This is a genomic window from Streptococcus parasanguinis (genome assembly GCF_016648855.1).
In the GTDB taxonomy this organism is placed as follows: Bacteria; Bacillota; Bacilli; order Lactobacillales; family Streptococcaceae; genus Streptococcus; species Streptococcus parasanguinis_L.
The window spans coordinates 153,109-175,524 of the sequence record NZ_JACLQU010000002.1 but is presented as its reverse complement, the minus strand read 5'-3'; the positions used below and the strand labels follow the sequence as shown (position 1 = coordinate 175,524).

23 protein-coding genes and 1 pseudogene are annotated in these 22,416 nt (G+C 41.6%); 3 read left to right on the top strand and 21 right to left on the bottom strand.

The window, feature by feature from the left end; all coding sequences use genetic code 11:
• Positions 1-117 precede the first annotated feature (117 nt).
• From H7T92_RS02245 to H7T92_RS02195, 11 genes are all read right to left on the bottom strand, one after another.
• On the bottom strand, positions 118-2,043 hold the full coding sequence (locus tag H7T92_RS02245) for a DUF2207 domain-containing protein (RefSeq protein WP_155199421.1): 1,926 nt from the start codon (positions 2,041-2,043) through the stop codon (positions 118-120).
• Positions 2,044-2,101: 58 nt separating this feature from the next.
• Positions 2,102-2,782, bottom strand: coding sequence for a YwaF family protein (locus H7T92_RS02240; RefSeq protein WP_003006294.1), 681 nt, complete (start codon positions 2,780-2,782; stop codon positions 2,102-2,104).
• Positions 2,783-2,795: 13 nt separating this feature from the next.
• Positions 2,796-3,482, bottom strand: coding sequence for a YwaF family protein (locus H7T92_RS02235; protein ID WP_201036881.1), 687 nt, complete (start codon positions 3,480-3,482; stop codon positions 2,796-2,798).
• Positions 3,483-3,507: 25 nt separating this feature from the next.
• Positions 3,508-4,209, bottom strand: coding sequence for a YwaF family protein (locus H7T92_RS02230; protein WP_070505821.1), 702 nt, complete (start codon positions 4,207-4,209; stop codon positions 3,508-3,510).
• A 30-nt stretch (positions 4,210-4,239) separates the two neighbouring features.
• On the bottom strand, positions 4,240-4,851 hold the full coding sequence (locus H7T92_RS02225; RefSeq protein ID WP_003006285.1) for an NUDIX hydrolase: 612 nt from the start codon (positions 4,849-4,851) through the stop codon (positions 4,240-4,242).
• Positions 4,841-6,211, bottom strand: a complete 1,371-nt coding sequence (locus H7T92_RS02220; RefSeq protein WP_155171499.1) for a UDP-N-acetylmuramoyl-tripeptide--D-alanyl-D-alanine ligase — start codon at positions 6,209-6,211, stop codon at positions 4,841-4,843. The genes H7T92_RS02225 and H7T92_RS02220 overlap by 11 nt, the downstream gene beginning before the upstream one ends.
• 274 nt (positions 6,212-6,485) lie before the next feature.
• Positions 6,486-7,532: a D-alanine--D-alanine ligase gene (locus H7T92_RS02215; RefSeq protein WP_118228375.1), complete on the bottom strand. Its 1,047-nt coding sequence runs from the start codon at positions 7,530-7,532 to the stop codon at positions 6,486-6,488.
• 76 nt (positions 7,533-7,608) lie between these two features.
• On the bottom strand, positions 7,609-8,205 hold the full coding sequence (gene recR, locus H7T92_RS02210) for a recombination mediator RecR (protein WP_021152853.1): 597 nt from the start codon (positions 8,203-8,205) through the stop codon (positions 7,609-7,611).
• 10 nt (positions 8,206-8,215) lie between these two features.
• On the bottom strand, positions 8,216-10,267 hold the full coding sequence (pbp2b, locus tag H7T92_RS02205) for a penicillin-binding protein PBP2B (protein WP_201036879.1): 2,052 nt from the start codon (positions 10,265-10,267) through the stop codon (positions 8,216-8,218).
• A 140-nt stretch (positions 10,268-10,407) separates the two neighbouring features.
• On the bottom strand, positions 10,408-11,040 hold the full coding sequence (locus tag H7T92_RS02200; RefSeq protein ID WP_201036878.1) for a DUF421 domain-containing protein: 633 nt from the start codon (positions 11,038-11,040) through the stop codon (positions 10,408-10,410).
• Positions 11,037-11,489, bottom strand: a complete 453-nt coding sequence (locus H7T92_RS02195; RefSeq protein ID WP_201036876.1) for a DUF3290 family protein — start codon at positions 11,487-11,489, stop codon at positions 11,037-11,039. The genes H7T92_RS02200 and H7T92_RS02195 overlap by 4 nt, the downstream gene beginning before the upstream one ends.
• Before the next feature lie 135 nt (positions 11,490-11,624).
• On the opposite strand from H7T92_RS02195, the gene H7T92_RS02190 reads away from it, so the two are divergent.
• Together H7T92_RS02190 and H7T92_RS02185 are read left to right on the top strand one after the other, a co-directional pair.
• Entirely contained in the window at positions 11,625-12,452 is an 828-nt protein-coding gene (locus H7T92_RS02190; RefSeq protein ID WP_201036874.1) for an exodeoxyribonuclease III, read from the top strand.
• An 11-nt stretch (positions 12,453-12,463) separates the two neighbouring features.
• Positions 12,464-12,850 carry a bleomycin resistance protein gene (locus H7T92_RS02185; protein WP_021152848.1) on the top strand — a complete coding sequence of 129 codons (387 nt, stop codon included), beginning with the start codon at positions 12,464-12,466 and terminating at the stop codon, positions 12,848-12,850.
• Positions 12,851-12,934: 84 nt separating this feature from the next.
• On the opposite strand, the gene H7T92_RS02180 is transcribed toward H7T92_RS02185, so the two are convergent.
• A complete protein-coding gene (locus H7T92_RS02180) occupies positions 12,935-13,588 on the bottom strand; it encodes a hypothetical protein (protein WP_201036872.1) in 654 nt (217 codons plus the stop codon).
• A 100-nt stretch (positions 13,589-13,688) separates the two neighbouring features.
• On the opposite strand from H7T92_RS02180, the pseudogene H7T92_RS02175 reads away from it, so the two are divergent.
• Positions 13,689-13,781 (top strand): annotated as a pseudogene (locus H7T92_RS02175) (bleomycin resistance protein); the annotation flags it as partial.
• Between the two features lie 205 nt (positions 13,782-13,986).
• Here H7T92_RS02175 and H7T92_RS02170 read toward each other — a convergent pair.
• The 9 genes from H7T92_RS02170 to H7T92_RS02130 form a co-directional block, all read right to left on the bottom strand.
• Positions 13,987-15,954, bottom strand: coding sequence for a peptide ABC transporter substrate-binding protein (locus tag H7T92_RS02170; RefSeq protein WP_201036870.1), 1,968 nt, complete (start codon positions 15,952-15,954; stop codon positions 13,987-13,989).
• 266 nt (positions 15,955-16,220) lie between these two features.
• The gene (nth, locus tag H7T92_RS02165; RefSeq protein ID WP_003006251.1) at positions 16,221-16,844 is read right to left on the bottom strand and encodes an endonuclease III; all 624 of its coding nucleotides are present in this window, start codon (positions 16,842-16,844) and stop codon (positions 16,221-16,223) included.
• A gap of 138 nt (positions 16,845-16,982) precedes the next feature.
• On the bottom strand, positions 16,983-17,675 hold the full coding sequence (locus tag H7T92_RS02160) for a 5'-methylthioadenosine/adenosylhomocysteine nucleosidase (RefSeq protein WP_070586486.1): 693 nt from the start codon (positions 17,673-17,675) through the stop codon (positions 16,983-16,985).
• Between the two features lie 24 nt (positions 17,676-17,699).
• The gene (gene macP, locus H7T92_RS02155; protein ID WP_024055894.1) at positions 17,700-18,035 is read right to left on the bottom strand and encodes a cell wall synthase accessory phosphoprotein MacP; all 336 of its coding nucleotides are present in this window, start codon (positions 18,033-18,035) and stop codon (positions 17,700-17,702) included.
• 11 nt (positions 18,036-18,046) lie between these two features.
• The gene (locus tag H7T92_RS02150) at positions 18,047-18,592 is read right to left on the bottom strand and encodes an NUDIX hydrolase (RefSeq protein WP_023917585.1); all 546 of its coding nucleotides are present in this window, start codon (positions 18,590-18,592) and stop codon (positions 18,047-18,049) included.
• 9 nt (positions 18,593-18,601) lie between these two features.
• Complete coding sequence (glmU, locus tag H7T92_RS02145; protein ID WP_201036868.1) at positions 18,602-19,981, bottom strand: bifunctional UDP-N-acetylglucosamine diphosphorylase/glucosamine-1-phosphate N-acetyltransferase GlmU; 1,380 nt, start codon at positions 19,979-19,981, stop codon at positions 18,602-18,604.
• 378 nt (positions 19,982-20,359) lie between these two features.
• Positions 20,360-20,800 carry an ASCH domain-containing protein gene (locus H7T92_RS02140; RefSeq protein ID WP_200772249.1) on the bottom strand — a complete coding sequence of 147 codons (441 nt, stop codon included), beginning with the start codon at positions 20,798-20,800 and terminating at the stop codon, positions 20,360-20,362.
• The gene (locus H7T92_RS02135; RefSeq protein WP_201036867.1) at positions 20,742-21,644 is read right to left on the bottom strand and encodes a putative PEP-binding protein; all 903 of its coding nucleotides are present in this window, start codon (positions 21,642-21,644) and stop codon (positions 20,742-20,744) included. Before H7T92_RS02135 ends, H7T92_RS02140 begins: the two co-directional genes overlap by 59 nt.
• A 41-nt stretch (positions 21,645-21,685) precedes the next feature.
• The gene (locus H7T92_RS02130) at positions 21,686-22,414 is read right to left on the bottom strand and encodes a GNAT family N-acetyltransferase (RefSeq protein WP_201036865.1); all 729 of its coding nucleotides are present in this window, start codon (positions 22,412-22,414) and stop codon (positions 21,686-21,688) included.
• Positions 22,415-22,416 lie beyond the last annotated feature (2 nt).

Sequence of the window (22,416 nt, the reverse complement as noted above, 5' to 3'; positions counted from 1 at the left end):
CAATTTCTCTATCTGTCCTATTATAGCGAAAATAGGCACTTTTTTCAACGATGATTCTTCTTTGAGAGCAAAAAGAAAGACTAAAATCCGTCGATTCTAGTCTTCTTATCATGACTGTTAGAAGGCTCCAAATCCTCCGCCACCGCCACCATCAGAAAAGCCACCGCCGTCAAAGCCGCCACTGCCATCTGAGGAGTTAGTAGAGAAGCTTGAAACGCTATAGGAATCATCTGCATAACTCATTAAGGTAGAGCCGTCTAGGAAGGAATTTGAAGAGGTCGTTATCCAAACAACAGCATCCCAATCCTCATATGGTAAGGAAATCTGATGATTTTTGAGTACCTGACTCACTTTTTTAGCTTGACCATACATAGTTGCATAGACTAGGATACGATTCCATAGAACAACACTCTCCAGTTCCGCTTGGTTGAAATTTGGAATACTTTCGATCATATTTCGAAAGGCCATCCATTCAAATTGTGCATCCAAGTTCTCTAAGGATTGGAGATGTTCTTCGCGAATTTTCACAAGAATATAAAATGGAATGAAGAACAAAACCAAAAGAAAAATGATCCAAAAATAGAAGGAAGATAGGTGTGATCCAAATCCGAGAGATAAGAAACACATGCTCACAAATAAGATCAGTAAGAGCCAGAAATGTAGGGCGCAACCTGTTTTTGAAAAAGCTTCTTCTTTTTCAGTTAAGTCTCTAAAATAAGAGGGCAATCCTAATTTTGCAATTTCCTTTTCTACACCTTTTGACAATTGCTGGGCATCCTTTTTTAAAAGGGATTGAACTTCATTTCCGATCTTTCGAATACGGTCTCGTTGCGTGTCTGATTTAGCAGCTCGAAAGTCTTTTTTTAGGGCTACTTTATCAATTTTATACTTTGAGAATACCTCACGGATATTGATTTTAGATTCTTGATCAAAAATCATTTCAATAAACTTTAATTCAAAATCAGCCAAGCCTTCATAATGGAGACAGGTCAAGGTTTCCCCATTTTCATCCCTAGTCAACCGAAGATTTCCTCGATCAATAAGATCTAACATGGTTGCCTGGATGAGATGATTAAATTTTAGTTGCCCCTTCTCTCTAGACATCACCATCCGTTCAAAATCAAGTTGATACAGTGCCTTAGCTAGGACAAGAGGAGGTAAATTCTGTGGTGGTTCGTATAATCGTACTCCTTTTGAAATTCGACGAGTTCTGGTACTGATAAAATACCGGATCCATGGAATGAAAGCTAGGATAAATAAAAGAACAGATACAATTGGAACGACCTTGAGTAGAAGGGTCCGATAAAAGAATGTTTTTTGTTCAATGGATTTTTCTTTTTTGAGAAATGCATCTTTTCTATTTTCTTTTTGAATATGACTCGATTGGGACTGTCGTAAGGCATCTGTCATTGGCCAATAGGCATGTAGTTCGAGCTTTCCATTTTTTGGAAAATCCTTTGTCCAAATATGATAACCAGTTGCAGTCCGTTCGACTTGGGCTGGTGGATTAAAGTAACCAGTATGGGCATACAGTTTTCCCTGCTTGGCATCCAAGCCATCTACATAAAAATCTAATTTCGCGACTTTCTCATCTCCATCTGAAATAGGAAACCAATTCAGTTCTGCAATATCCTTGTAGAAAGTCAAGAGATGATCAATCTTCCATTTTACTTTGATCTTGACCGTTCCTCCGACGATACGGGCATTGTATATTTTTAATTGCCGACCATCTTCCAGGTCTGTCTCCTCTACACGAATCTCACGTTTTTCCCCATCCACATAGGCTTCCACCTCAGGATGACGATGAATCTTAAACCCTTTTGGAAGAGGATCTGCGCTTCCTAGGGTTACATATTGACCATGATAGCCTGTCTGAAACTGATAGGTAATCTCTTGTGTAAATGTTGCTTGGCTATCTTCCTGCAATTGGAGGTGTCCTACATAGGATTCAATCGAATAGCGAACTTCATCATCTGCATGTGCGATCGTGATTGTACAAACCAAACTCCAAATGAGGGAAATCATTAGCAAGAAACGCTTCATATATTCTCCTTTGATATAAAACAGGGTTGAGACAGAGATGCCCCAACCTTTATACTGGTTATTTTCTCACTTTCACCCGCTCACTTCTGCGACTGAAGAACTGATTAAAGAGTAATAAAGCAAGGGCTAAAATACTGGATACAACCAGATAGTTGAGCCACACCTTATCCCCTCTCATAATCGGAGGGCGGGCCATCAAGCCGTAATTTCCTCCCGTCAATTGATTGACTCCAACCAGGAATAAATCTAAGGCAAAGGTATAGAGAACAATCTGACTATTTTTTAAGAGGTTTCGATCATACCATCTCAAGAGATAAATCAAGGAATTGATGAGGAGACAGTAATGTCCGAGGAGGAAAGAAAAACTCGTAATATGAGGGAAAGTGTAGGGATCAAAGACTGGATAGCCCAAAGCAAAGATGGCTCCACTCACTCCCATCAAGGCAAAGAACTGTTTGCTTTTCCATCGGTCTGGTAAAAACAAGACCGCAAACATGGCCAAGCGGCAATGATAAAATGGTAAGCTATTGGACCAAGGAATGTGGTAGGCAAAATACCACAGATACAAGCAAATTAACTGGAAGCCTTGTAAGTATTGAAAGCATTTACGAAATTGCTCATTCTGATAATAGCGAAGTGACATCATAATCGCTGTCACAACGAACAAGACCATCACACTATACCAAAGTGCTGAGATTGCTGGTGGTGCTGTTGATTCTGTAGTGAAAAAATGATGCATAAAATCTCCTTATTTAAACAGATTTAGGTATTCTTCTTTTCTTACTGTACTGAACAATCGTATTGATAAAAATCAGTGTCCCCGTCATGAGAACTGTCACGATCAAATAGTTGAGCACAAGGCCATGGTCACCGATCACAGGTGGGCAACGCATAAAGCCGTAGTTTCCACCTGTTGCGAGATTAGCAAGCTGAATAATGGCATTGACCCCAACAGTCATCTGACAGATTTTCCAAACAGCCCCCTCTTCCACCTGGTAGGATTGAACCAGATAGATCAAACAGTTGGCCAAGAGAGCCCAGTGACCAAAGACATTGTTGATCGAGGATACGTGAGGAAAAGGGTAGGGATAAAAGACGGGATGAAGCAAGGCCATAATGGAGCCAAAGACTCCCACGAGGGCAAAATATTGCTTGAAGCTTCCCTTGGGGGCCAAAAGGATAATCCACATGGCCATCCGGCTATGATAGAAAGGAAGACTCTCTGAAAAAGGCAAGCGAGCTGCTAGATACCAAGCATTGATAATGAGCAACTGGATCAACTGCCCCCAATACCAAAAGTTTTGGTAGGCTTTAGAGTGAGCAAATCGAATGGACAGAACTCCCACTACTACCAATGAAGTCGGCAATAAGAAATACCAGACTCCTAATTGAGGAGGGGCCGTTGGTTGACTGGTGAAAAATAAGTCCCAAAGTGTCATGATTTCTTTCCCTTATCTGCTCTTTTTATTCTGAACGCGAAACTATACTCTCTTCGACCATCTTGTATTTGTATTTATAGCGTTGATTGACCAAGCAAATACCTGCCACCATCACAATGCTGACCAAGAGGTAGTTCAAGAGAGCACCGTGGTCTCCAATGATTGGTGGACGCTTTAAGAAGCCGTAATCTCCACTGGTCAAAAGGTTGACCAAAAAGATGACGGCATTCATGCCAAAGGTGATCTTAACAATTCGTAGGCTGTCTTGCTTTTCCGACTGATAAAAATCTTGCAGGTAAATCAAACTATTGGCAAACAAGGCCCAGTGACTAAAAATCAGATTGAGCACAGTAATATGGGGGAATGGGAAGGGGTCAAAGGCCGGATAAACCAAGGCCGCAATCGATCCCAAAACTCCCAAGAGAGCAAAATATTGCTTGATATAGGTTCCTCTCGGGGCAAAGAGGATTGCAAGCATGGCCAAGCGACAATGATAAAAAGGCAAATTATCTGTCAAAGGCATGTGGGCTAGAATATACCAAGCATTGATAGTCAAGACTTGAATCAATTGTGCCCAGTACCAAAAGCGTTGGTAGCTTTTCGACTGCGCATATTTAATAGAAAAGTAGCCAACCACCAACAAAGAAGCTGGCAAAATGAAATACCAGAGTCCAAACTCAGGCGGGGCTGATTTTTGGTTCGTAAACAATAAATCCCAAAGTGTCATTTTTATATCCCTTTAATTTATAGATCGTTTTTAATCACAATACAAATCTCGTTTCCCATCATAAACCTCCCAAAGGAAATTCAATTGTTCTTCTGTATTGCGCTTGGTAGAAAGAGCAGGCATTTTCCCTCTCTCAAAAAATGCAAGATCAGAAATTTCCTGATTCTGTTGAAAACTTCCATCCAGCAATTCACATTCAAATACCAATTTCACATATTGGCGGCTTTGCAATTGGTAGCGATTGGTATCAAATACTGCCAACAAGCGATTGACACGTGCTACATAGCCCGTTTCTTCTTGGATTTCCTTTAAAATATTTTCTTTAGGAGAATAGCCAACCTCACCAAAACCACCTGGCAAAGCCCAGGTCTCTTCTCCCTGACCTTTCACCAGACAAAGTTTTCTATCTTTGACAATCCAAGCCCTAACATCAATTAAGGGGGTGTCATAATAGTTTGTCGGTCGAAACAAATCCGATAATTCTTGTGAATTCAGATCAGTCGTTTCTCTCACAAGATCCTGTAAAATTTCACGAATATCCTGGTAGCGCTCTTGATCAAATGGATCTTTTGAGAACGCTAAGCCTGTATTGGTGATTGAAATCAAGCGCTGAATGTCCTTCAGTACATTATTACTTACCATTCTCCAATTCCTCTACTAATTTTGCCAAATTCATGGAATTGCTTCCCTTGATAAGGATTTGGTCTTGCTCTTTCAAGCTTTCCTTGACTTGTTTGACCATGTCCTCAAACTGATCTTCCTCAGCTGTTTTCTTGAAATAATAGACATGTCCGAGTGGGAACATCTGACTCGCTAACTGAGCCAATCCCGCAATGTCTTGGCCATAGAAAATAACCGTATCCAAAACATCCGGCGAGAGACTAAGAATCATTTGGTTGTGCAGATCAATAGATTGCTCCCCTAGTTCTTTCATATCTGCCAGGACGGCTAATTTTCGGCCATTTGGATTAGCAGGAATAGTCGAGAAAGTTTCTAAGATTAGGCGCATAGCCGTTGGGTTAGCATTGTAGACATCGGATAGGATATCCGCCCCATTACCTGCTTTCTTCCATTCTGTCCGGTTGCGTGTTAATTGCAAGGTTTCAAAACTATCACGAATCGCAGCCTCACTCACTCCTTCTTGCAGGGCAACATAAGCTGCGATCATAGCATTGGTCGCATTGTATTTTCCTGTTACCGGAAGATCAATCGCTTCTTCTAAGAAATTCGCTCGGAAGGTTAGGCTGTCCTTTCGTTCGATTAACTCGGTAATAAAAATCTCCTCATCTGGCCCAAAGCGAACCACTTTTTGTTTTTCAGGGAGGTAGGCATTCACGATCGGATCAGCTGGAACCACCAGAAGGCCACCTTCTGGCATGCCATCCGCAATCTGGAGTTTTCCTTTTGCGATCTCACTTCGATCTTTAAAGAATTCCAAATGGGCTTCTCCAATCAAGGTGACAATAGCAGCTTTTGGATGCGCCAGTTCTGACAAGAGATGGATATCTCCTAGATGGTCTTGCCCCATTTCAAGGACGAGTTTGTCTGTTCCTTCTGGCATATGCAAAACCGTATAAGGAAGACCAATTTCGTTATTATAGTTTCCCTGTGTTTTATAGGTTAGGTAAGTAGTGGACAAAAGCTGTGCCAACATATCTTTTGTGGTGGTTTTACCATTTGACCCCGTCACTGCAAAAACATCTACTTTTGTCTTTTGAAGATAGGCTGCAGCAAGTGTTTGAAAAGCGCTCAGCACATCTTCCACCAAAATATAAGGGTGGCCTTCTACCACTTTCTCTGAAAAAGTGGCTACGGCTCCGTTTTCAAAAGCAGTCTCAATAAAGTCATGACCATCACGCGCTCCCTTTAAAGGAACAAACAGGTCTCCAGGCCCAATCAAACGGCTGTCAAATTCAGGCTTGACGAGGGCCACATCTTCAAATTGGCTGATATCATTTTTTGCATGTACTAGATGAGCAACTTCATGTAATGTGAGATTCATATCCGACTCCTCAGTTCTCCGTAGCGTCCTTAAAGGTCCGGACGCTCCTATCAAATTCTTCTCATTATACCATATTCTAGACCACAAAAAAAGTGGCTGGGACAGAAGTCCTAGCCTCTCAATTATTTTTGGATTGTCGAGCAAGACGCAGTGGTTGAGTGGGCTCTACTACGCTGATTTCATCAGCTTTTACAGGCCTACTCAACTGTGCGGAGGTGGGACCACGAAATCGAATTCTAACGAATTACCGATTTCTGTCCCACTCTCTCTTTTCTTACAACAAATGCGCTTCGTGTTTTTGGAAGACTTCTTTTCCAAGCTCTACTAACTTGGTGATCAAATCTGTATAGTTAAGTCCCATATTGTCCCAAAGCAAGGGATACATAGACCATTGGGTAAATCCTGGCATGGTATTGAGTTCGTTTAAGAAGATCTCTCCTTTATCGGTATAGAAGAAATCACAACGCGCTAAACCTAGACCACCGATTGCACGAAAGGCTTTTTCTGCGTTGGTCCGCATGGTTTTCACAACCTCAGGGTCCAATTGAGCTGGAATCGCCATGGTAATTTTATTGTCGATGTATTTAGCATCATAATCATAGAAGGCCACATCTTTCACAACTTCACCTGGCAAGGTGCTCTTCACATCATAGTTTCCAAGAAGTCCAACTTCGATCTCACGCGCATTGACCCCTTGTTCTACCAAGACACGGCTATCGTATTTGAAGGCCAATTCAAGAGCAGTCCGAAGTTCAGTTTGGTTTTCAGATTTTGAAATCCCTACGCTAGAACCCATATTGGATGGTTTAGTAAAGACAGGATAAGAGAGAGTGGCTTCAATTGTAGCAATTTTCTCATCTATATCATCGCCTTCTACTACAGCTACATATGGAACTTGTGGAATCCCTGCAGATTCCAAAACCCGCTTGGTCGTGATCTTGTCCATCGCGACACTAGAAGCCAAGATGCCACAGCCAACATAAGGCATTTTCAAGACTTCTAAGAAGCCTTGGATGGAACCATCTTCACCCATCGGTCCATGAAGCACTGGAAAGACCACTGCTCCTTCCTTGTAAATCGCTGATGGTGCGACTTTTTTAGACCAGTCCACTGTATCGTTGGTCATCAATTTCTCATCATCCGCTGGTTTCTCTTCAAAAGCTTGCGTCTGGATGAAGTCTCCTGACTGCGTAATAAAATAGGTCTGAACCGAAAATGCTTGGTAATCAATCGCGCGCATCACGCTTTCTGCTGAAAGAACAGATACTTCACGTTCTGCACTACGTCCACCATATAACAGGATTAAGTCTTGTTTACTCATAGTTTCTCCCTAATTATTCCCTTGATTTCTTATTTGATAGTATACCACAATGATAGCCCTTTCGAAAGAACTTCTCTTATAATTCTGTCCGATTTTCGATCGCGCGAAGAAGGGTCACTTCGTCCGCATACTCGATATCGGCTCCAACTGCTAGACCCCGTGCCAAACGGGTCACTTTGATGCCTGCTGGTTTGAGCACGCGTGAGATATACATAGATGTCGCTTCCCCGTCTGCCGTCGCATTGGTCGCAACAATGACCTCAGTAACTGTTCCATCCATCAAGCGACTGAGCAAACTCTTGAGATTGATATCATCGGGTCCCACGCCATTCATGGGTGAGATTAAGCCATGCAAGACATGATAGCGACCGTGGTATTCCTGGATATTTTCCATAGCAGAGACATCCCGGCTATCTTCTACAACAAGAATGAGGGATGGATCCCGCGTTTCATCTCGGCAAATCTCGCAGGTTTCTTCATCGGTTAAATTGCCACAAATACTGCAATACCCTAGCTCACGCTTGGCATTGAGTAAGTTTTTGGCAAATTCATTAACATCATCATCTGACATACCAATGGTGTAAAAAGCCAAACGGGTCGCTGTTTTGATCCCAATTCCTGGCAACTTCGAATAGCTGTCAATTAATTTTGCAATAGGTGCTGGATAAAGCATAGTTTCCTTTCTAATTCATGGGGTGTTTCTGATTGTATAAGTTAATAATGTCACGCGTAATGGAATGACTAACCGTCGCCTGTAGATTGGTATTATGTGGAAAGACCACCGCTACCGCAATCTTTGGATTATTCGATGGTGCATACGCCACCACATTAGTATTAATGGCTTGTTTGCCTCCATCGACAGTGGTTTCAGCTGTACCAGTCTTTGCACTGATGGGCACACTGGCCCCACGACCAACGGTTTTTCCTGTCGTCAACCCACTCGTACCATTGGCCACTTGGTAAAACCCTTGCTTGATCAAAGCCATGTCCTCCGCTGAGATATGGACTTGATTGAGCTCCTTGGCTTCGATCGCTTTTTTCAACTGACCGAGGCCACCTTGATCATTATTGTCATAGATGCCTTCGACGACATGAGGACTCACCCGCTTCCCATCATTTGCAACGGTTGCCGCATACTGAGCCAATTGCATAGGGGTGTAGTTGTCAAACTGGCCAAAGGCATTGGTCAAATAATTACCGACTGTATACTCTTTCGGGATAAAACCGGTCGATTCATTGGGAAGGTCAATCCCCGTTGACGTTCCAAGACCGTACTCTGCAAAAGTAGAACGCAGTTTTTTCATAGCAGGGTCCACTTGATCCACTTGTAAGGTCATATTTGGAGTGTAGGGTTGTCCCATCATCTTAAGGGCAATTTGGACCATATAGGTATTAGAAGAGTATTCCAAAGCTTCTACTGCATTGATGGAGCGACTACCGTATTGAGTAAACCAAGAGTTAATCGGCGTTGATCCTGCAAAAACAATGGGCTGATCGGTCAGTACCTGATTGCCGGAAATGGCACCATTTTCCCATCCTGAAGTCAAGGTTGCTCCTTTAACGACCGATCCTGGGACGAAAACATTGGTGACTGTTCCCAAAGCATCGGTTGATAAATCTTGACTACCAGCCTGGTGTTTGATCCCTGCCATGGCAAGGACTTTCCCTGTATCAGGCTCAAGGGCTACAGCATAGACACCTTCGGAGTAGGTCGCATTTCCAGCTTGCAACTCTGCGCTAAAGGCAGAGCGGAGAATATCTTCCACCCCTTTTTGGAAATCCAAGTCAATCGAGAGCTTGAGGTTTTCCCCCTTAGCTCCTTTTGAAATGTCTACCACTTTATCCATGTTGCCATTTTTATCCAGGAGAATTTCTTTTTCACTGCGTTTTCCTTGAAGGACGTTTTCGTATTCCTTTTCGAGATAAGACGTTCCAACCCGGTCATTGAGGGCATAACCTTTTTTGACATATTCCTCGACTTCTTCTGCTGGAAGTCCTGCCTGCTCAGTCGAAACCGTTCCGATGATAGAAGCTAAAGGAGTATCCAAAACCTTGCGGTCCCAGCTGGTCGTGATCGCAATTCCAGGAAGGTCCTGACTGTCAGCCGCGATGGTCGCAATCTGCTCAGCTCCTAGTGTTTGCGTCGAAATAATCCCCGTCGCAAAATTCTCCACAGCATTCATTTGGCTATAAAGATAGATAATCTTTTTCTCATCATCTGTGTAACCGAGTTTTGAAGGGTCAATACTGTCCACTGCCGCTTGATAAATCTTGGCTTCCGGCAGGCGGTTGCCATCGGTATCAAATTTCTTTTTCTCAGGTAGGTGTTCCACGACCTCTTGGTAGACCTTGGTATTAGCTAGATAGTAATCCACTTCTTGTCGTTCAGTCACTTGAGGATTTTCTACGTCGACATACTGCAGGAGTTTCCCAGCTGTCTCTCGCATTTCTTGGGCCGTCATTTTACGATCCCGCGTAAAGGTCAAGACTTGTTTTCCCACATTTTCCACCAAGGGCTTACCAGAAGCATCATAGATTTGCCCTCGCACACTCCCTTGTTTGACCGTCTTTTTGGTAGCTTTTGCCAATTTATCCGTATAGTAAGCTTGGTGAGAGATCTGCATATAGCCAAGTCGGGCAATCAGAACCAAAAAAAGAAGGCAAATCAAACTAAACAGCAGGTAGAGTCTGCGTGTGATCGAATGATTCTCAAACTTCCGTATTTTCTTCTTCATGAAATGTTCTATCCTTCTTTTCTAATCAACACTTACTTTCCATTTTACTATTTTTCCAAGAGTATCTCAAGAAAAGGAAGGGACCTTTCCTGGAATTTTATGAAGAAAAAAGATTGGACATGCTCGCCCAATCTTTTTTTCTAATAAGTCACAACATTGATTTTTCCTTTGTCATACTCAGCAATGAAAATATCCAAAACGTTGTCATAGCCTTCTTTTTCCAATTCAGCTAGCAACCACTCTTCACTTTTCCCAATTGTTTCCAAAATTTCAAGCTGAACCACACCATCCGTAATGATTGGGTATTTAGGATTTTCATCCCCCGCACGGACAACGATCATTTGACCGTTTTGTTCAATGACAGCTCGTTTCACTCCCTTTAATTGGAAAATTCCTTGTGAACGCAATTTCAAGGCAACGTCTGAAGCAGAAAGTCCCTTGGATCGACAAGCTTCCGGATCAAGCTTCCCATTTTTGATAATGACAGTTGGTTTGCCATCGATCAAGTGCTTCATAAAACGGACATTGGTATTGAGCCATTTTAAGAGTAAGATCAAAATGGTCCACATCAAGAGAATCACAATGTATTGAAGAATGGTAATGGAGCTATTGTAGATGACCCCACCAATAATTCCCCCAAGAACAAAGTTCTGTATCTGGTCTACTGCAGAATTTGGTGCTAAGTTTCCTTTCCCGGTCACATTGATGACAAATACCAAGGAAATCAAGCCCAAAGCTAATTTAATCAAGATGTTTAAAAAATTTACTATCATTTGTTCACCTCCACAAGTTCTACATCTGTTTTATACAGATCCATCTTTTCTAATAGGTAGCTATCTGGGTCAGAGCCTGCGATAGCCCGGTAATAAACTTCTCCAACTTTCAGGATCGCCCCATCTGTGGCTGCTGAAGTATTGACATAGACGTCTTCTTTTTTGACATTCAACTCCTTTGAGATGACCTCAATAAAATGCAGAGACCGTTGGAATTGGTCATTATTACTTTGACTATTTTGGAAATTGCTGATGCCGATCAAGACCACTGCAACCAGAGTCAAAATCGAGATAATGGATAATTCACGGAATTTGCTATCGTGCTTATCCCGATAAGCTTTCACCGCAAAAAAACCAGTCAGTAGAATGAGCAAACCAGAGATCCCAATAGTCACCCAATTTTGCTGACTGATCTGACTCAATACATAGTCATAAGAGTAAAATTTCATAATGAACTCCCTTTCTCCAAATGAATTCAAGCTATTATAATAGATTTCAGGGGAGAATTCAAGGCATTCTAATCAGAAAAAAATATATTTTTTGTTATAATAAAATTATCTATCATGTCAAGAAAAGGAAATACAATGAAACTCATTTCATGGAATATCGACTCGCTTAATGCTGCATTAACTAGTGATTCAGCACGCGCCAAACTCTCTCAAGAAGTCCTCCAAACCTTGGTTTCTGAGGATGCGGATATCATTGCCATTCAAGAAACCAAGTTATCCGCCAAAGGTCCTACTAAAAAACACCTCGAAATCCTTGAGGAGCTCTTCCCTGGCTACGAAAACACCTGGCGCTCTTCTCAAGAACCGGCTCGTAAAGGCTACGCTGGAACCATGTTCCTCTATAAAAAAGAGCTCACACCAGTTGTGACTTTCCCAGAAATCGGAGCTCCTTCGACCATGGACTTGGAAGGTCGGATCATTACTTTGGAATTTGATGAATTTTTCGTGACTCAGGTCTACACACCTAACGCTGGTGATGGACTCAAACGTTTGGAAGAACGTCAAATTTGGGACGTTAAGTATGCTGAATATTTGGCTGAATTAGACAAAGAAAAAACCGTCCTTGCAACTGGGGACTACAACGTTGCCCACAAGGAAATTGACCTTGCCAACCCAGCCAGCAACCGCCGTTCACCAGGATTCACAGACGAAGAACGTGAAGGATTTACAAATCTTTTGGCCAAAGGATTTACAGATACCTTTCGTCACCTACATGGTGATGTTCCTGAGCGCTATACTTGGTGGGCACAACGAAGTAAAACCTCAAAAATCAACAATACGGGCTGGAGAATCGACTATTGGTTAACCTCAAACCGCATTGCAGATAAGGTTACTAAATCAGACATGATTGACTCAGGCGCACGCCAAGACCACACACCGATTGTCTTGGAAATTGAATTATAAGGATTTTCTTTATGAACTACAATGCAGTAATTCCCGAGTTTATGGTTTCGAATATAGAACAGTCCCGTTCCTTCTACTGTGATTTGCTCGGTTTCACCATCGAATACGAGCGCCCAGAAGAAAAATTTCTCTTCCTGTCTCTTGAAGATTGCCAGCTCATGCTAGAGGAGGGGACAGTTGAAGAATTAGCTGAACTAACCTACCCATTTGGCCAAGGAATTAACATCTCCTTTGGTATAGAGGATGTCCCTAGGCTCTATCAGAAATTGTTAGAAGCCAACTATCCTATTCATCGCCCATTAATTAAAAGAAAATTTCGTGTTGACGACCATTATATCTATCCTCATGAATTTGCAATTCTGGATCCAGATGGCTATTTTTTAAGATTTAGTGAATAAGAAAATAGATCACTAGAGTAGAAAAAGAAACAAAAAAAGAAAGAGACTAATCACATTGATTAGTCTCTTTTAGTTTTTTAAGGATTATTTCCCCGGAGTATTCGGATCTAGGCCCCAAGATTGCTCGAGAACAGGTCTTAAGGATTTAATCATATCTTCTGAACCTTGGATTATGATTGTGTATACTTTATCTCCTTTTTGGAATACCCATACGTATAAAGTACTCCCATCTTTAACTGTTACTTTTATTAAGAAAGCGTCCCCACCGGCAAATATAGCTTTTACACCTTCTATACTAGTTCGATTTTTGTGTTTTCCGAATGAGCTATATAAACGGTTCGCAAGTAACTCTGCGTCAAAGGTTTCGTTGGGGCCAAGTTTAACAGTATCTTTAGTGTTTGAATCCATTATTAACGCATTGTGTTTATCTGGTGATAAATATTCGAGCGCTTTGCTACTTCGAGTAGTGCGTACGACCCAATCTTTAGGGATATTGATATAACCATATTTTTCATTTCCGATACGTTGAGTATCTGCAAGGGATATTTCTTTTGCCCCAGAAGAAGACCCAGGAGTTGTTGTTTGAGTTGTTGTCGTTGGTGCATCCGTAGTTTCTTTAGTGACTTCAGTTGTTGGTGCTGCTGTAGTTTCGTTTGTTTTCTTTTCTCTATTTCCGCATGCTGCTAGTATAAATGCAGATAGGAGCGTCATAGAACCTAATAAGATTTTGTTTTTCACAATGCTTAACCTCCTTAAGTGGTTGACTTACAAATATTTTATCATTTTTTAGAGTTTATTTAAATAGGAAACGTTTTCGCTAAAAAGCATAGGGTACAACAAAAGAGAATTTCTTGTTGGCGACCATTATATCTATCCTCATGAATTTGCAGTTTTAGATCCAGATGGCTATTTTTTAAGATTTAGTGAATAGAATGATGATCACCCGTCTATAGTTAAGAGGCTGGGCCAAAAGTCCTAGCCTCTTAACTGTTTTTGGATTGCCGAGCAAGATGCAGTGGTTGATCTATCTTTCATCTAAAAGAACGAGATGGACTAACATTCGATACCTAAAAAACCGGAACCCTCACATGAAGGTTCCGACTTTTTTTATCCTCATTGATGGAACAATGATTGATTTATTTTTTCTTTTCGATGTGATCTTTGAGATCTTCTTGAGCTTTTTTATTGGATTCTGCTTTTTTCTTCAACCATTCTTCTTTGGCCTTGTTAAAGTCTTTTGTTGTGACAACATCTTTGGACATTTCAAGGTATTTGTAGAAGGTTCCTGTTCCTTTTGTACCAACCCATGAAGCAGCACGGCTGTATGGTACGGTCCGTTGAAGCATTGGAGCACCACCATTTGAAACAGTTGGAAGCGTAATCGAGCTATCTGTCAACCATGCTTGCGCTGCTGCATATTTTTCATAGCGTTTTGCTTGATCCAACAATTCAGCATCGGCGTCTTTCAACATGTTAGCGTATTGATCCAACCCAACTGTTGCAATGGCTGGGTTGTTTGAACCTGCATCAATACCAAGATAGTAGAAGACAGAACCATTTACTGGGCTGATACTTTCGAGGTAAGTCGATGGGTCTTGGTAGTCAGGAGCCCAACCACCGCCTGAGATGTCGTAATCTCTCGCAGCTGCTGTATCGCTGAAGTAGGTGATATTTTGGAAATCATCATCCGATACCTTTTGAAGGTCCACAACGACATTGTCTGCACCAAGCGCTGACTCTACAGATTGTTTGAAGGAGCTAGCTTGTTGGACCATGCTGTTGTCCACTTGGCTGACAATGTAGTCCAAATGAATTGGGAATTGAACGCCTTGTTTTTGCAATTCAGCTTTGGCTTTCGCAAATGAAGCCTTGGCTTTTTCTGGGTTGTAAAGGCTAGTTTGACCATCGTCCAGGCTCACACCCTTCCATTGATCCCCATAGGTAACCAATTGTTTTTCAACGACCTTACCAAAATCTTCTCCATTGACTTGGACATAAGTTGGTGGCACCAAGGTACTACGAAGGGTATTTTCAGCCGCATCAGATCCAGATACTTGTGCCGCATATGATTTGCGGTCGAAACCAAAGTTCACCGCTTGACGGAAGTCCTTGTTCAGAATTGCTTTCTTGGTAGAAGCTTTTTGTTCATCCGTTGTTTTGGCAGTGTGGTCATACTTTTGACGGTCCAAGTTGAATCCAAGATAGTAGGATGTTCCTAATTGCAAACCATAGACAATGTTGTCGCCAAAGTTTTTCTTAACGCTCTTATACGTCGAACTGTTTGGCATAACAGATGCAAAGGAATATTGACCTTTTTCAAAGTTTTTAATGATAGAATCTGGGTTTGATCCATCGTTAAAGGTCAATTTGACATGATCGATATGAACATTTTTCGCATCGTAATAGTCTTTGTTCTTGACCAATTCAATCTCAGATTTCGAAGTCAAAGATTTCAAGTAATATGGACCATTGTATAAGATGCTGCTAGGTTTCAACGAACCAAAATCTTTTCCTTGAGATTTCAAGAAATCCGCATTAACTGGGAAAAGAACACCTGAGGTTGTTTTTGAGTTCCAGAAGCTTTCTGGACGAACCAAAGTATATTGGATGGTGTGGTCATCTAAGGCTTTGACTCCAACTGTGTTAAAGTCTTTGGTTTCCCCTTTTACGTAGGCATCCAAACCTTTGATCGAATTTTGAATCAAGAAGAGACCTTCTGATTTAGACTCAACCGCGTGTTTGATCCCTGTAACAAAGTCTTGAGCCGTTACAGCACCATATTCTTCTCCTTCACTCGTATACCATTTGGCATCCTTACGAAGTTTGTAAGTATAGGTTAATCCATCTTCAGAGACAGTCCAATCTTCTGCTAGACTTGGCACAAAGTTTCCGTATCGGTCGTTTTCAAGAAGACCATCTACAAGGTTACTTGTGACATCTGAAGTTGTTGTACGAGTTGCAGCGATGTAATCCAAGGTATTTGGATCTGCTGAATAGACGAATGAGTAGGTTGCTTGATTGCTACTACCACCGCCACATGCTGCTAAAAGAAAGGCACCTGCAACAGAAACTCCTGCAAGAGCTAACAGTTTTTTTGCTTTCATCACTATCTCCTTATGTTAGATTTTCTACCATTATACACTATTTCTTAAAAAAAACCAAATTTATTTTAAAAAAGTTCGTTTTTTCTGAATGAATATAATAAGATATAAAGAAAAAGCATCTTGAAATCGATCTCAAAGAAGCCGGATAGGGGAGTCTAGGCACCTACCACCAGATCCAACAAAGATATCACCTTTCAATCCTTTTAATAAATATACGTTTCATCACAAAAAAGAACCTCTGCACTTTCGAGCAGAGGAACTGATTCCTAATCAAAATGATAGAGTTGTGGGTACTGGTCACATTCAGGATTTTTAGGATGGCAGATAGCCCGCCCAAAATAAATCATGGCTTGATGGGCAGCTAGCCATTCGCTCTTTGGCAGAACATCCATGACCCGCTTTTCAACTTCCAATGGCGTCGCTGATTTCTTGACAATATCATGGTGCTTGCAGATCCGCTCCACATGGGTATCGACAGCAAAAGCTGGAATCCCAAAGCCTACACTCATGACCACATTGGCTGTCTTGCGTCCTACTCCTGCTAGACTTTCTAACTCTTCACGAGTCTGAGGCACTTGACCATCAAAGTTATCTAGCAATTGCTGGGCACATTTTTTGAGAAATTTGGCCTTATTTCGATAGAGGCCTAATTTAGAAATATGCTTGGCGATATCAGCTTCACTGGCTGCTGCCATGGCTTGCGGGGTTGGAAAAGCCGCAAACAAACCTGGTGTCGCTTTGTTAACAGCCGCATCAGTCGTCTGAGCCGAGAGCATAACCGCTACTAACAATTCAAAATGATTACGAAAATCCAGACTTGGCTTGGCATCTGGAAAGAGGGCGATAATTTCTTCGATCACATGACGTGCCCGTTTCTTTGATAAAACCATATTCTCTCCTTTACATTACTAGTCTTTATTATAGCATGAAAGTTCCCTATTTCTGGAAGAATCGGCTTCAAAAAAAGAAGAGGGACAAAATGAATTGTAAAAAAACTCATCCAATCCCACTTCTATCTATTGTTTATTTTACACCAATCTCTTCAAGAAAGTAATCAGGGTTTGAGCAGAGCGTTCACCAGCCTCTACGATAAATTCATCAAAAGAGATATTAGCTGCGTGATCTGCCGTATCACTCATAGCTCGAATGACCATAAAAGGACGCCCAGCTGCATGAGCGGCTTGGGCAATAGCTGCCCCTTCCATCTCAACTGCTAATACTTCTGGGAAATGCTCCCGAATTGTTGCGACTTTTTCTTCACTCGCGATAAAGCTATCTCCTGTTGTAATCAAGCCCACATGTGTGGTTGCAGCTTCTTCTTCCAGAACTTTTTTCATCTCTGAAACAAAATAGCGACTGGATTCAAAGTAAAGTGGTTGACCTGCCATTTGACCATACTTGTAGCCAAAGGCTGTCACATCCACATCATGATAAGCCAATTTGTCTGCAAGTACGATATCCCCAACAGCCATTCCCGGTGCAACCGCACCTGCAGAACCTGTATTGATAATGGCTTCCACTTTGAAATCATTGGCCAAGACTGCTACACTCATAGCAGACATGACTTTTCCGATACCACTTTCCACCAAAACGACCTCATGGCGACCAATCGATCCTGTATAGTAGACTTTTCCAAGACGCAGATGCTTTTCCCCATTTTCAAGGGCTTCAACCAAGATTTTTAACTCCTGGGGCATGGCTGCGATAATTCCAATTTTCATGTCGTTTCTCTCCTTGTGACGACCCTATAGACGCCAAATAGCAATGATCAAGGCAATGAGGAGCACAATGATCCAGAACAAAATCTTATTGAGTTTGGATTGGACCACACTTTGTTTACGTTCTTCAATGCGACGACTCTTGGTCACTGTGGGCTCCACTTGGATCTGCACAGTATCCTGAGAATAACGCTCTTGTGGACGCTCCATACGGCTTTCTCTCATCGGACGTTCATAGCCAAATCCTCTGTGGTCTGTCCGAATAATTTTCGTCTCTTCAGCATCGACCATATTAGGACCAGTGATGTCCTCACCTCGCCTTGCTCGTTCAATCATTTCATCGGTTAATAAAGGTTTTCCCATCGGATCCTCCTCTATTTATTGATTAAGTCCCAATATTGGATAGCCATGATGGTCTTGGCATCACAGATTTCGCCAGTTTGGATTAAATTTTTGGCTTCCTTCAAGGTCACTTCTAATAACTCTAAGGTCTCATCCGCATCTTGTGGACGTGGATTTTCCACCTTTTTCAAGTTGGTCGCACCATAAAGTTTGATCCGCTCATTACAAAATCCAATGGCTGAATAAAAATCATACAACAACTCTAGATCCGCTGTGTAGCCAATTTCTTCTTCCAATTCGCGCAGAGCAGCCGCTTTAGGGTCTGCATTTTCTCCCTTTTCTAACTTCCCTGCTGGAATCTCCACCGAAGTCTTTTCAATCGCCTTGCGGTACTGCTTGACCAAGATCGTTTTCCCATCTTCTGTGATCGGCAAAACCGCTACTGCTCCGTTATGGAAGATTAAATCACGCTGCGCTTGGCCTTTCCCAGCGGGTAGTTCTACTTGATCAGTGACCACTTGGAAAATCGGCCCCTGATAAATCTCCTTGCGCTCAATGGTTTTTTCTTCAAATTGCATGAGAATCTCCTATTTATTTTTAGGATGGTGTGGCAAGCGAAGGGCATACTCTTCTTTATTCACTTGACGGCCACGACCAATCGCAATCGCATCAGCTGGTACATCCTTGGTAATGGTTGATCCAGCACCGACTAAGGAATTGTCGCCTAATTCAACTGGCGCAATGATCGTCGAATTGGAGCCGACAAAGACATTGTTTCCAATCGTCGTTTTAAACTTGTGTTGGCCATCATAATTCACTGTGATGGTTCCTGCACCAAAATTAACGTTGCTGCCAACTTGGCAGTTGCCAATGTAAGTCAAATGACCAGCTTTGGTATTTTCGCCAATAGACGAACCTTTGACTTCGACAAAGTTTCCAATATGGACATCTTTGGCGAGGCTAGATCCTGGACGAATATGAGCATATGGTCCTACCGTTACGCCATCGGCTACCGTGCTCTCTTCAATCATAGAGTTAGTAATAACGGCTCCTGCCCCAATTTCACTGTCCACAATATAGGTTCCATTAGTTAAGACGGTTTCAGCCCCAATTTTTGTTTGTCCTTTTAGGGTGACATTGGCTTCAATTTGTACCTCTGGTGCGATTTCGACATCGATATCGATATAGGTCGCATCAGGGTTAACAAAGCTCACTCCATTAACCATGTGGGCTTGGTTAATGCGACGACGCATGATGCCTTCTGCTGTCGCAAGGGCTACGCGGTCGTTAACCCCCAGGCTTTCATCAAAATCTTTGAGCGTATAGGCCCCGACTTTTTCACCAGCCTCACGGAAAATGCCGATGACATCCGTGATATAGTATTCACCTTGGGCATTGTTAGTATTGATATTTTTCAAAGCTTCAAAGAGACGCGCATTGTCAAAGACATAAGTCCCTGTATTGATTTCTTTAATTTGTTTTTCAAAATCTGTCGCATCTTTTTGCTCAACAATTCGAAGCACTTCCGCATTGTCGTTACGGACAATCCGACCATAGCCAAATGGATTGGCTGCTTCGGCTGTCAAAATGGTTGCCACATTCTTGTGGTTGATATGAAAATCGATCAAGTGTTTGAGGCTTTCACCCGTAATCAAAGGAGTATCCCCTGCAATGACAAGAGTATGGCCTTCAAGACCTTCCAAGACTGGCTCTGCCATCATAACCGCATGACCAGTTCCTAGTTGCTCGGTTTGCTTAACAAATTCTGTTTGTCCAGCTAGGACTTGCTCCACCAATTCCGCCTTGTGCCCCACAACCGTTACCGTCTTTTCAGGTGAGATGGCTCCAACACTACGGAAGACATGCTCCAACATTGAGATCCCTGCAACCTTGTGAAGAACCTTGGGCAGATCTGATTTCATACGGGTACCTTTCCCCGCTGCTAAAATAATGGCATAATTTGGCATAACATTTCTCTTTTCTGTACAATATCGCTTACATTATACCATTTTTTAGCCCTTTTGGAAAATAAGACCCAAACCAAAAAACTCTCTAAAAAGGAGAGTCAGATTAAGATCAAATCTTCGTTGAGACTTTCCTTGGGTGAGTACGGACATCAGCGAACTTCTTCGAAGTTCCATGATTTAGTTTTGAACCTAAAGTTTCAAAACTCCCGAGCGCTTGAAACTTTAGGTTTCAAGCACTTTTCTCACAGCGGAAAGTCTCAAAAAATCTTTTAATAGTTCTAAGAACTGGGCAGTATTTTTAGCTTGACACAATCACTAGCTATTTTTTAATAGAAAACAGTTATTCTCTTTTCTGATTTTCTAAAAGAAAAAAGTGTTCTATAATGGATAAACCTTGCGAAATTCTTCTAAAACAACCTTGCTGTCAGGTGTAAAAACCAGACCTGCTTCTCCAAAGCAGTCTTTGAAAAAGTCTTCATGAACCTGACGCCAATAAGCTAGAGATTTGTCTCCCTCACCTTCCTTGTAGGCATGGTCAGCTGACACTTGATGAAAAGGTTGAACGGAAACCTTTGTGACTTCGACAATGCAGACAGCTTGATTTTGACTGTCCAAAATGACATCAAAGGTCCCTTCTTGGGGAAGGGGTTCGTCCTCTAGTGCGTAGAGGTCGTAGGCTGAGGCTGTTGCTGTTTTTTCGCCTTTAAAGACCAGTTCCGCTAAAAGGTCTGGATCCACTCCAAAGGCCCAGGCATCGATTTCATCTCCGATAGAGGGGTTGATTTGCTTGTAGGCATTCCACATTTCTTGAGGTGTCATGAGTTCTCCTTTGTAATTTTTTACTTTCTTCTTTTATATGTTTAAGATGGTCTGGATGGTCAATTTCTAAATCAAAAATCTCTGGAATAGAGCTGTAATGGAGAATACATTCGATACCCATCTGATTCATTTTTTGTATGAAAGAAGTATTCAGATAGCCTGCTACAGCAAAATCAATCTTGTTCTTTCTTGCTTTATCCTGCATCTGTCTCAACATTTCTAACATAATGGGGCTTTCCATATCATGCCATTGACTGTTTCTCACAGTCGCAAATATAAAAGAAGTTAAATCATTCATTCCAACTACAATCTTTGAAATGCCCGTTTCCAGTATCCTGTCCAAGTCGAAATAAGCTGATGGTAATTCAATCATCGTGCCGACTTTCCCGGTAAAACCATACTGACGCAATACTGTAATAGCTTGTTTTAATTGTTCGGCATCATTGACAAAAGGAAAAATAACAGACAGATTGGGATTGGTTTGAAAAACTTCCGTAACAACATTTGTCTCAGCCTGAAATTCATCTGGACACGCCAACAAACGCCTGATACCTCTGTATCCAAATAAGGGGTGGCGTTCGTCAAAATACTCTTTAGTCCCGTCTAGAATATTTGCTTCTGCATTTGTTAACTCTGAAAAGCGATACCAGACTTCTTCATCTGAGTACAAATGACAAATAGTGTCTAGATAATCTTTCACAAATTGCTGACAATTTGGTAATAGTATGTTTTGGTTTAGTTCTCTCAACAAGTATTCCCCACGAATCAAGCCGACGTGGTGCAATAAATGGGGATAAATTTTTTCAACAATTTTTTCGCCACTAAGAGCTAGTTGATTTTGCATGTTCATTCACCTCGTCTTAAAAGATACAATATCAGATATCATTATACGACACTTTCCTCTAGTTCAAAAGCTTCATAAGGTTCAACTAACTCATATCCTAAAAATTCTGCTACTTTTTTGGAAGCCTCGTTATGAGCATCCCAAAGTGGAAACATATCTCTGTTTAAACTCTCTAGAATCATTGCAGCACCAAGTTTTTTAGCAAATCCATTTCCTTGTTCGTTTGGTCTAGTTGCAACTTCCACTTCAACTGCTTCACGGTAAACTAACCCTGAGGAAATCCCAGCAATCACTTCATTATTTTTAAGAATCACAAAGCCAAATCCACCTTTTAAAGCAAAATCCTGGTAGGACTCAAAATCCCCCTGTAAATCTTGTGACCATTCTTCCTCAGAAAGGCAGTTATAAATACGATTATCAATAGGTACAATATTGCAACCTTTCTCTAACTGACTAACTAGATCATTTAGAAATTCAACTTGAAAATTTGCCTTATCTTTAAAAGAATAGCGAGTAAAAGAAATTAACCCAACTTGCTGATGCAGAAAATCTTGCCACTTAGTGTCTTCTGAAATAATAATCTTATAATCTAAACCATATTGCCTAACAAAATCTTCCCAAAATCTGGAATCTAACTCCCCTGCTAGGTATAGAAAATTCCCAATATCATAAAAAATCGTTGTCCTATCACTGTTTCGATAAACAGTCCCGATTTGAGATTTAAGACCATAGAGAACCATACATTTCTTCCATGTTTTAAATAGTTCCATTA

Coding starts and splice junctions, on each gene's coding strand:
- macP (WP_024055894.1), bottom strand. CDS start 18,035: ATGGGAAAACCTTTATTAACCGATGAAATGATTGAACGAGCAAGGCGA.
- recR (WP_021152853.1), bottom strand. CDS start 8,205: ATGCTTTATCCAGCACCTATTGCAAAATTAATTGACAGCTATTCGAAG.
- pbp2b (WP_201036879.1), bottom strand. CDS start 10,267: ATGAAGAAGAAAATACGGAAGTTTGAGAATCATTCGATCACACGCAGA.
- H7T92_RS02135 (WP_201036867.1), bottom strand. CDS start 21,644: ATGCAAAATCAACTAGCTCTTAGTGGCGAAAAAATTGTTGAAAAAATT.
- H7T92_RS02230 (WP_070505821.1), bottom strand. CDS start 4,209: ATGACACTTTGGGATTTATTGTTTACGAACCAAAAATCAGCCCCGCCT.
- H7T92_RS02160 (WP_070586486.1), bottom strand. CDS start 17,675: ATGAAAATTGGAATTATCGCAGCCATGCCCCAGGAGTTAAAAATCTTG.
- H7T92_RS02220 (WP_155171499.1), bottom strand. CDS start 6,211: ATGAATCTCACATTACATGAAGTTGCTCATCTAGTACATGCAAAAAAT.
- H7T92_RS02215 (WP_118228375.1), bottom strand. CDS start 7,532: ATGAGTAAACAAGACTTAATCCTGTTATATGGTGGACGTAGTGCAGAA.
- H7T92_RS02170 (WP_201036870.1), bottom strand. CDS start 15,954: ATGAAAGCAAAAAAACTGTTAGCTCTTGCAGGAGTTTCTGTTGCAGGT.
- H7T92_RS02190 (WP_201036874.1), top strand. CDS start 11,625: ATGAAACTCATTTCATGGAATATCGACTCGCTTAATGCTGCATTAACT.
- H7T92_RS02150 (WP_023917585.1), bottom strand. CDS start 18,592: ATGCAATTTGAAGAAAAAACCATTGAGCGCAAGGAGATTTATCAGGGG.
- H7T92_RS02235 (WP_201036881.1), bottom strand. CDS start 3,482: ATGACACTTTGGGACTTATTTTTCACCAGTCAACCAACGGCCCCTCCT.
- H7T92_RS02130 (WP_201036865.1), bottom strand. CDS start 22,414: ATGGAACTATTTAAAACATGGAAGAAATGTATGGTTCTCTATGGTCTT.
- nth (WP_003006251.1), bottom strand. CDS start 16,844: ATGGTTTTATCAAAGAAACGGGCACGTCATGTGATCGAAGAAATTATC.
- H7T92_RS02240 (WP_003006294.1), bottom strand. CDS start 2,782: ATGCATCATTTTTTCACTACAGAATCAACAGCACCACCAGCAATCTCA.
- H7T92_RS02185 (WP_021152848.1), top strand. CDS start 12,464: ATGAACTACAATGCAGTAATTCCCGAGTTTATGGTTTCGAATATAGAA.
- H7T92_RS02245 (WP_155199421.1), bottom strand. CDS start 2,043: ATGAAGCGTTTCTTGCTAATGATTTCCCTCATTTGGAGTTTGGTTTGT.
- H7T92_RS02140 (WP_200772249.1), bottom strand. CDS start 20,800: ATGACACCTCAAGAAATGTGGAATGCCTACAAGCAAATCAACCCCTCT.
- H7T92_RS02195 (WP_201036876.1), bottom strand. CDS start 11,489: ATGAAATTTTACTCTTATGACTATGTATTGAGTCAGATCAGTCAGCAA.
- glmU (WP_201036868.1), bottom strand. CDS start 19,981: ATGCCAAATTATGCCATTATTTTAGCAGCGGGGAAAGGTACCCGTATG.
- H7T92_RS02225 (WP_003006285.1), bottom strand. CDS start 4,851: ATGGTAAGTAATAATGTACTGAAGGACATTCAGCGCTTGATTTCAATC.
- H7T92_RS02200 (WP_201036878.1), bottom strand. CDS start 11,040: ATGATAGTAAATTTTTTAAACATCTTGATTAAATTAGCTTTGGGCTTG.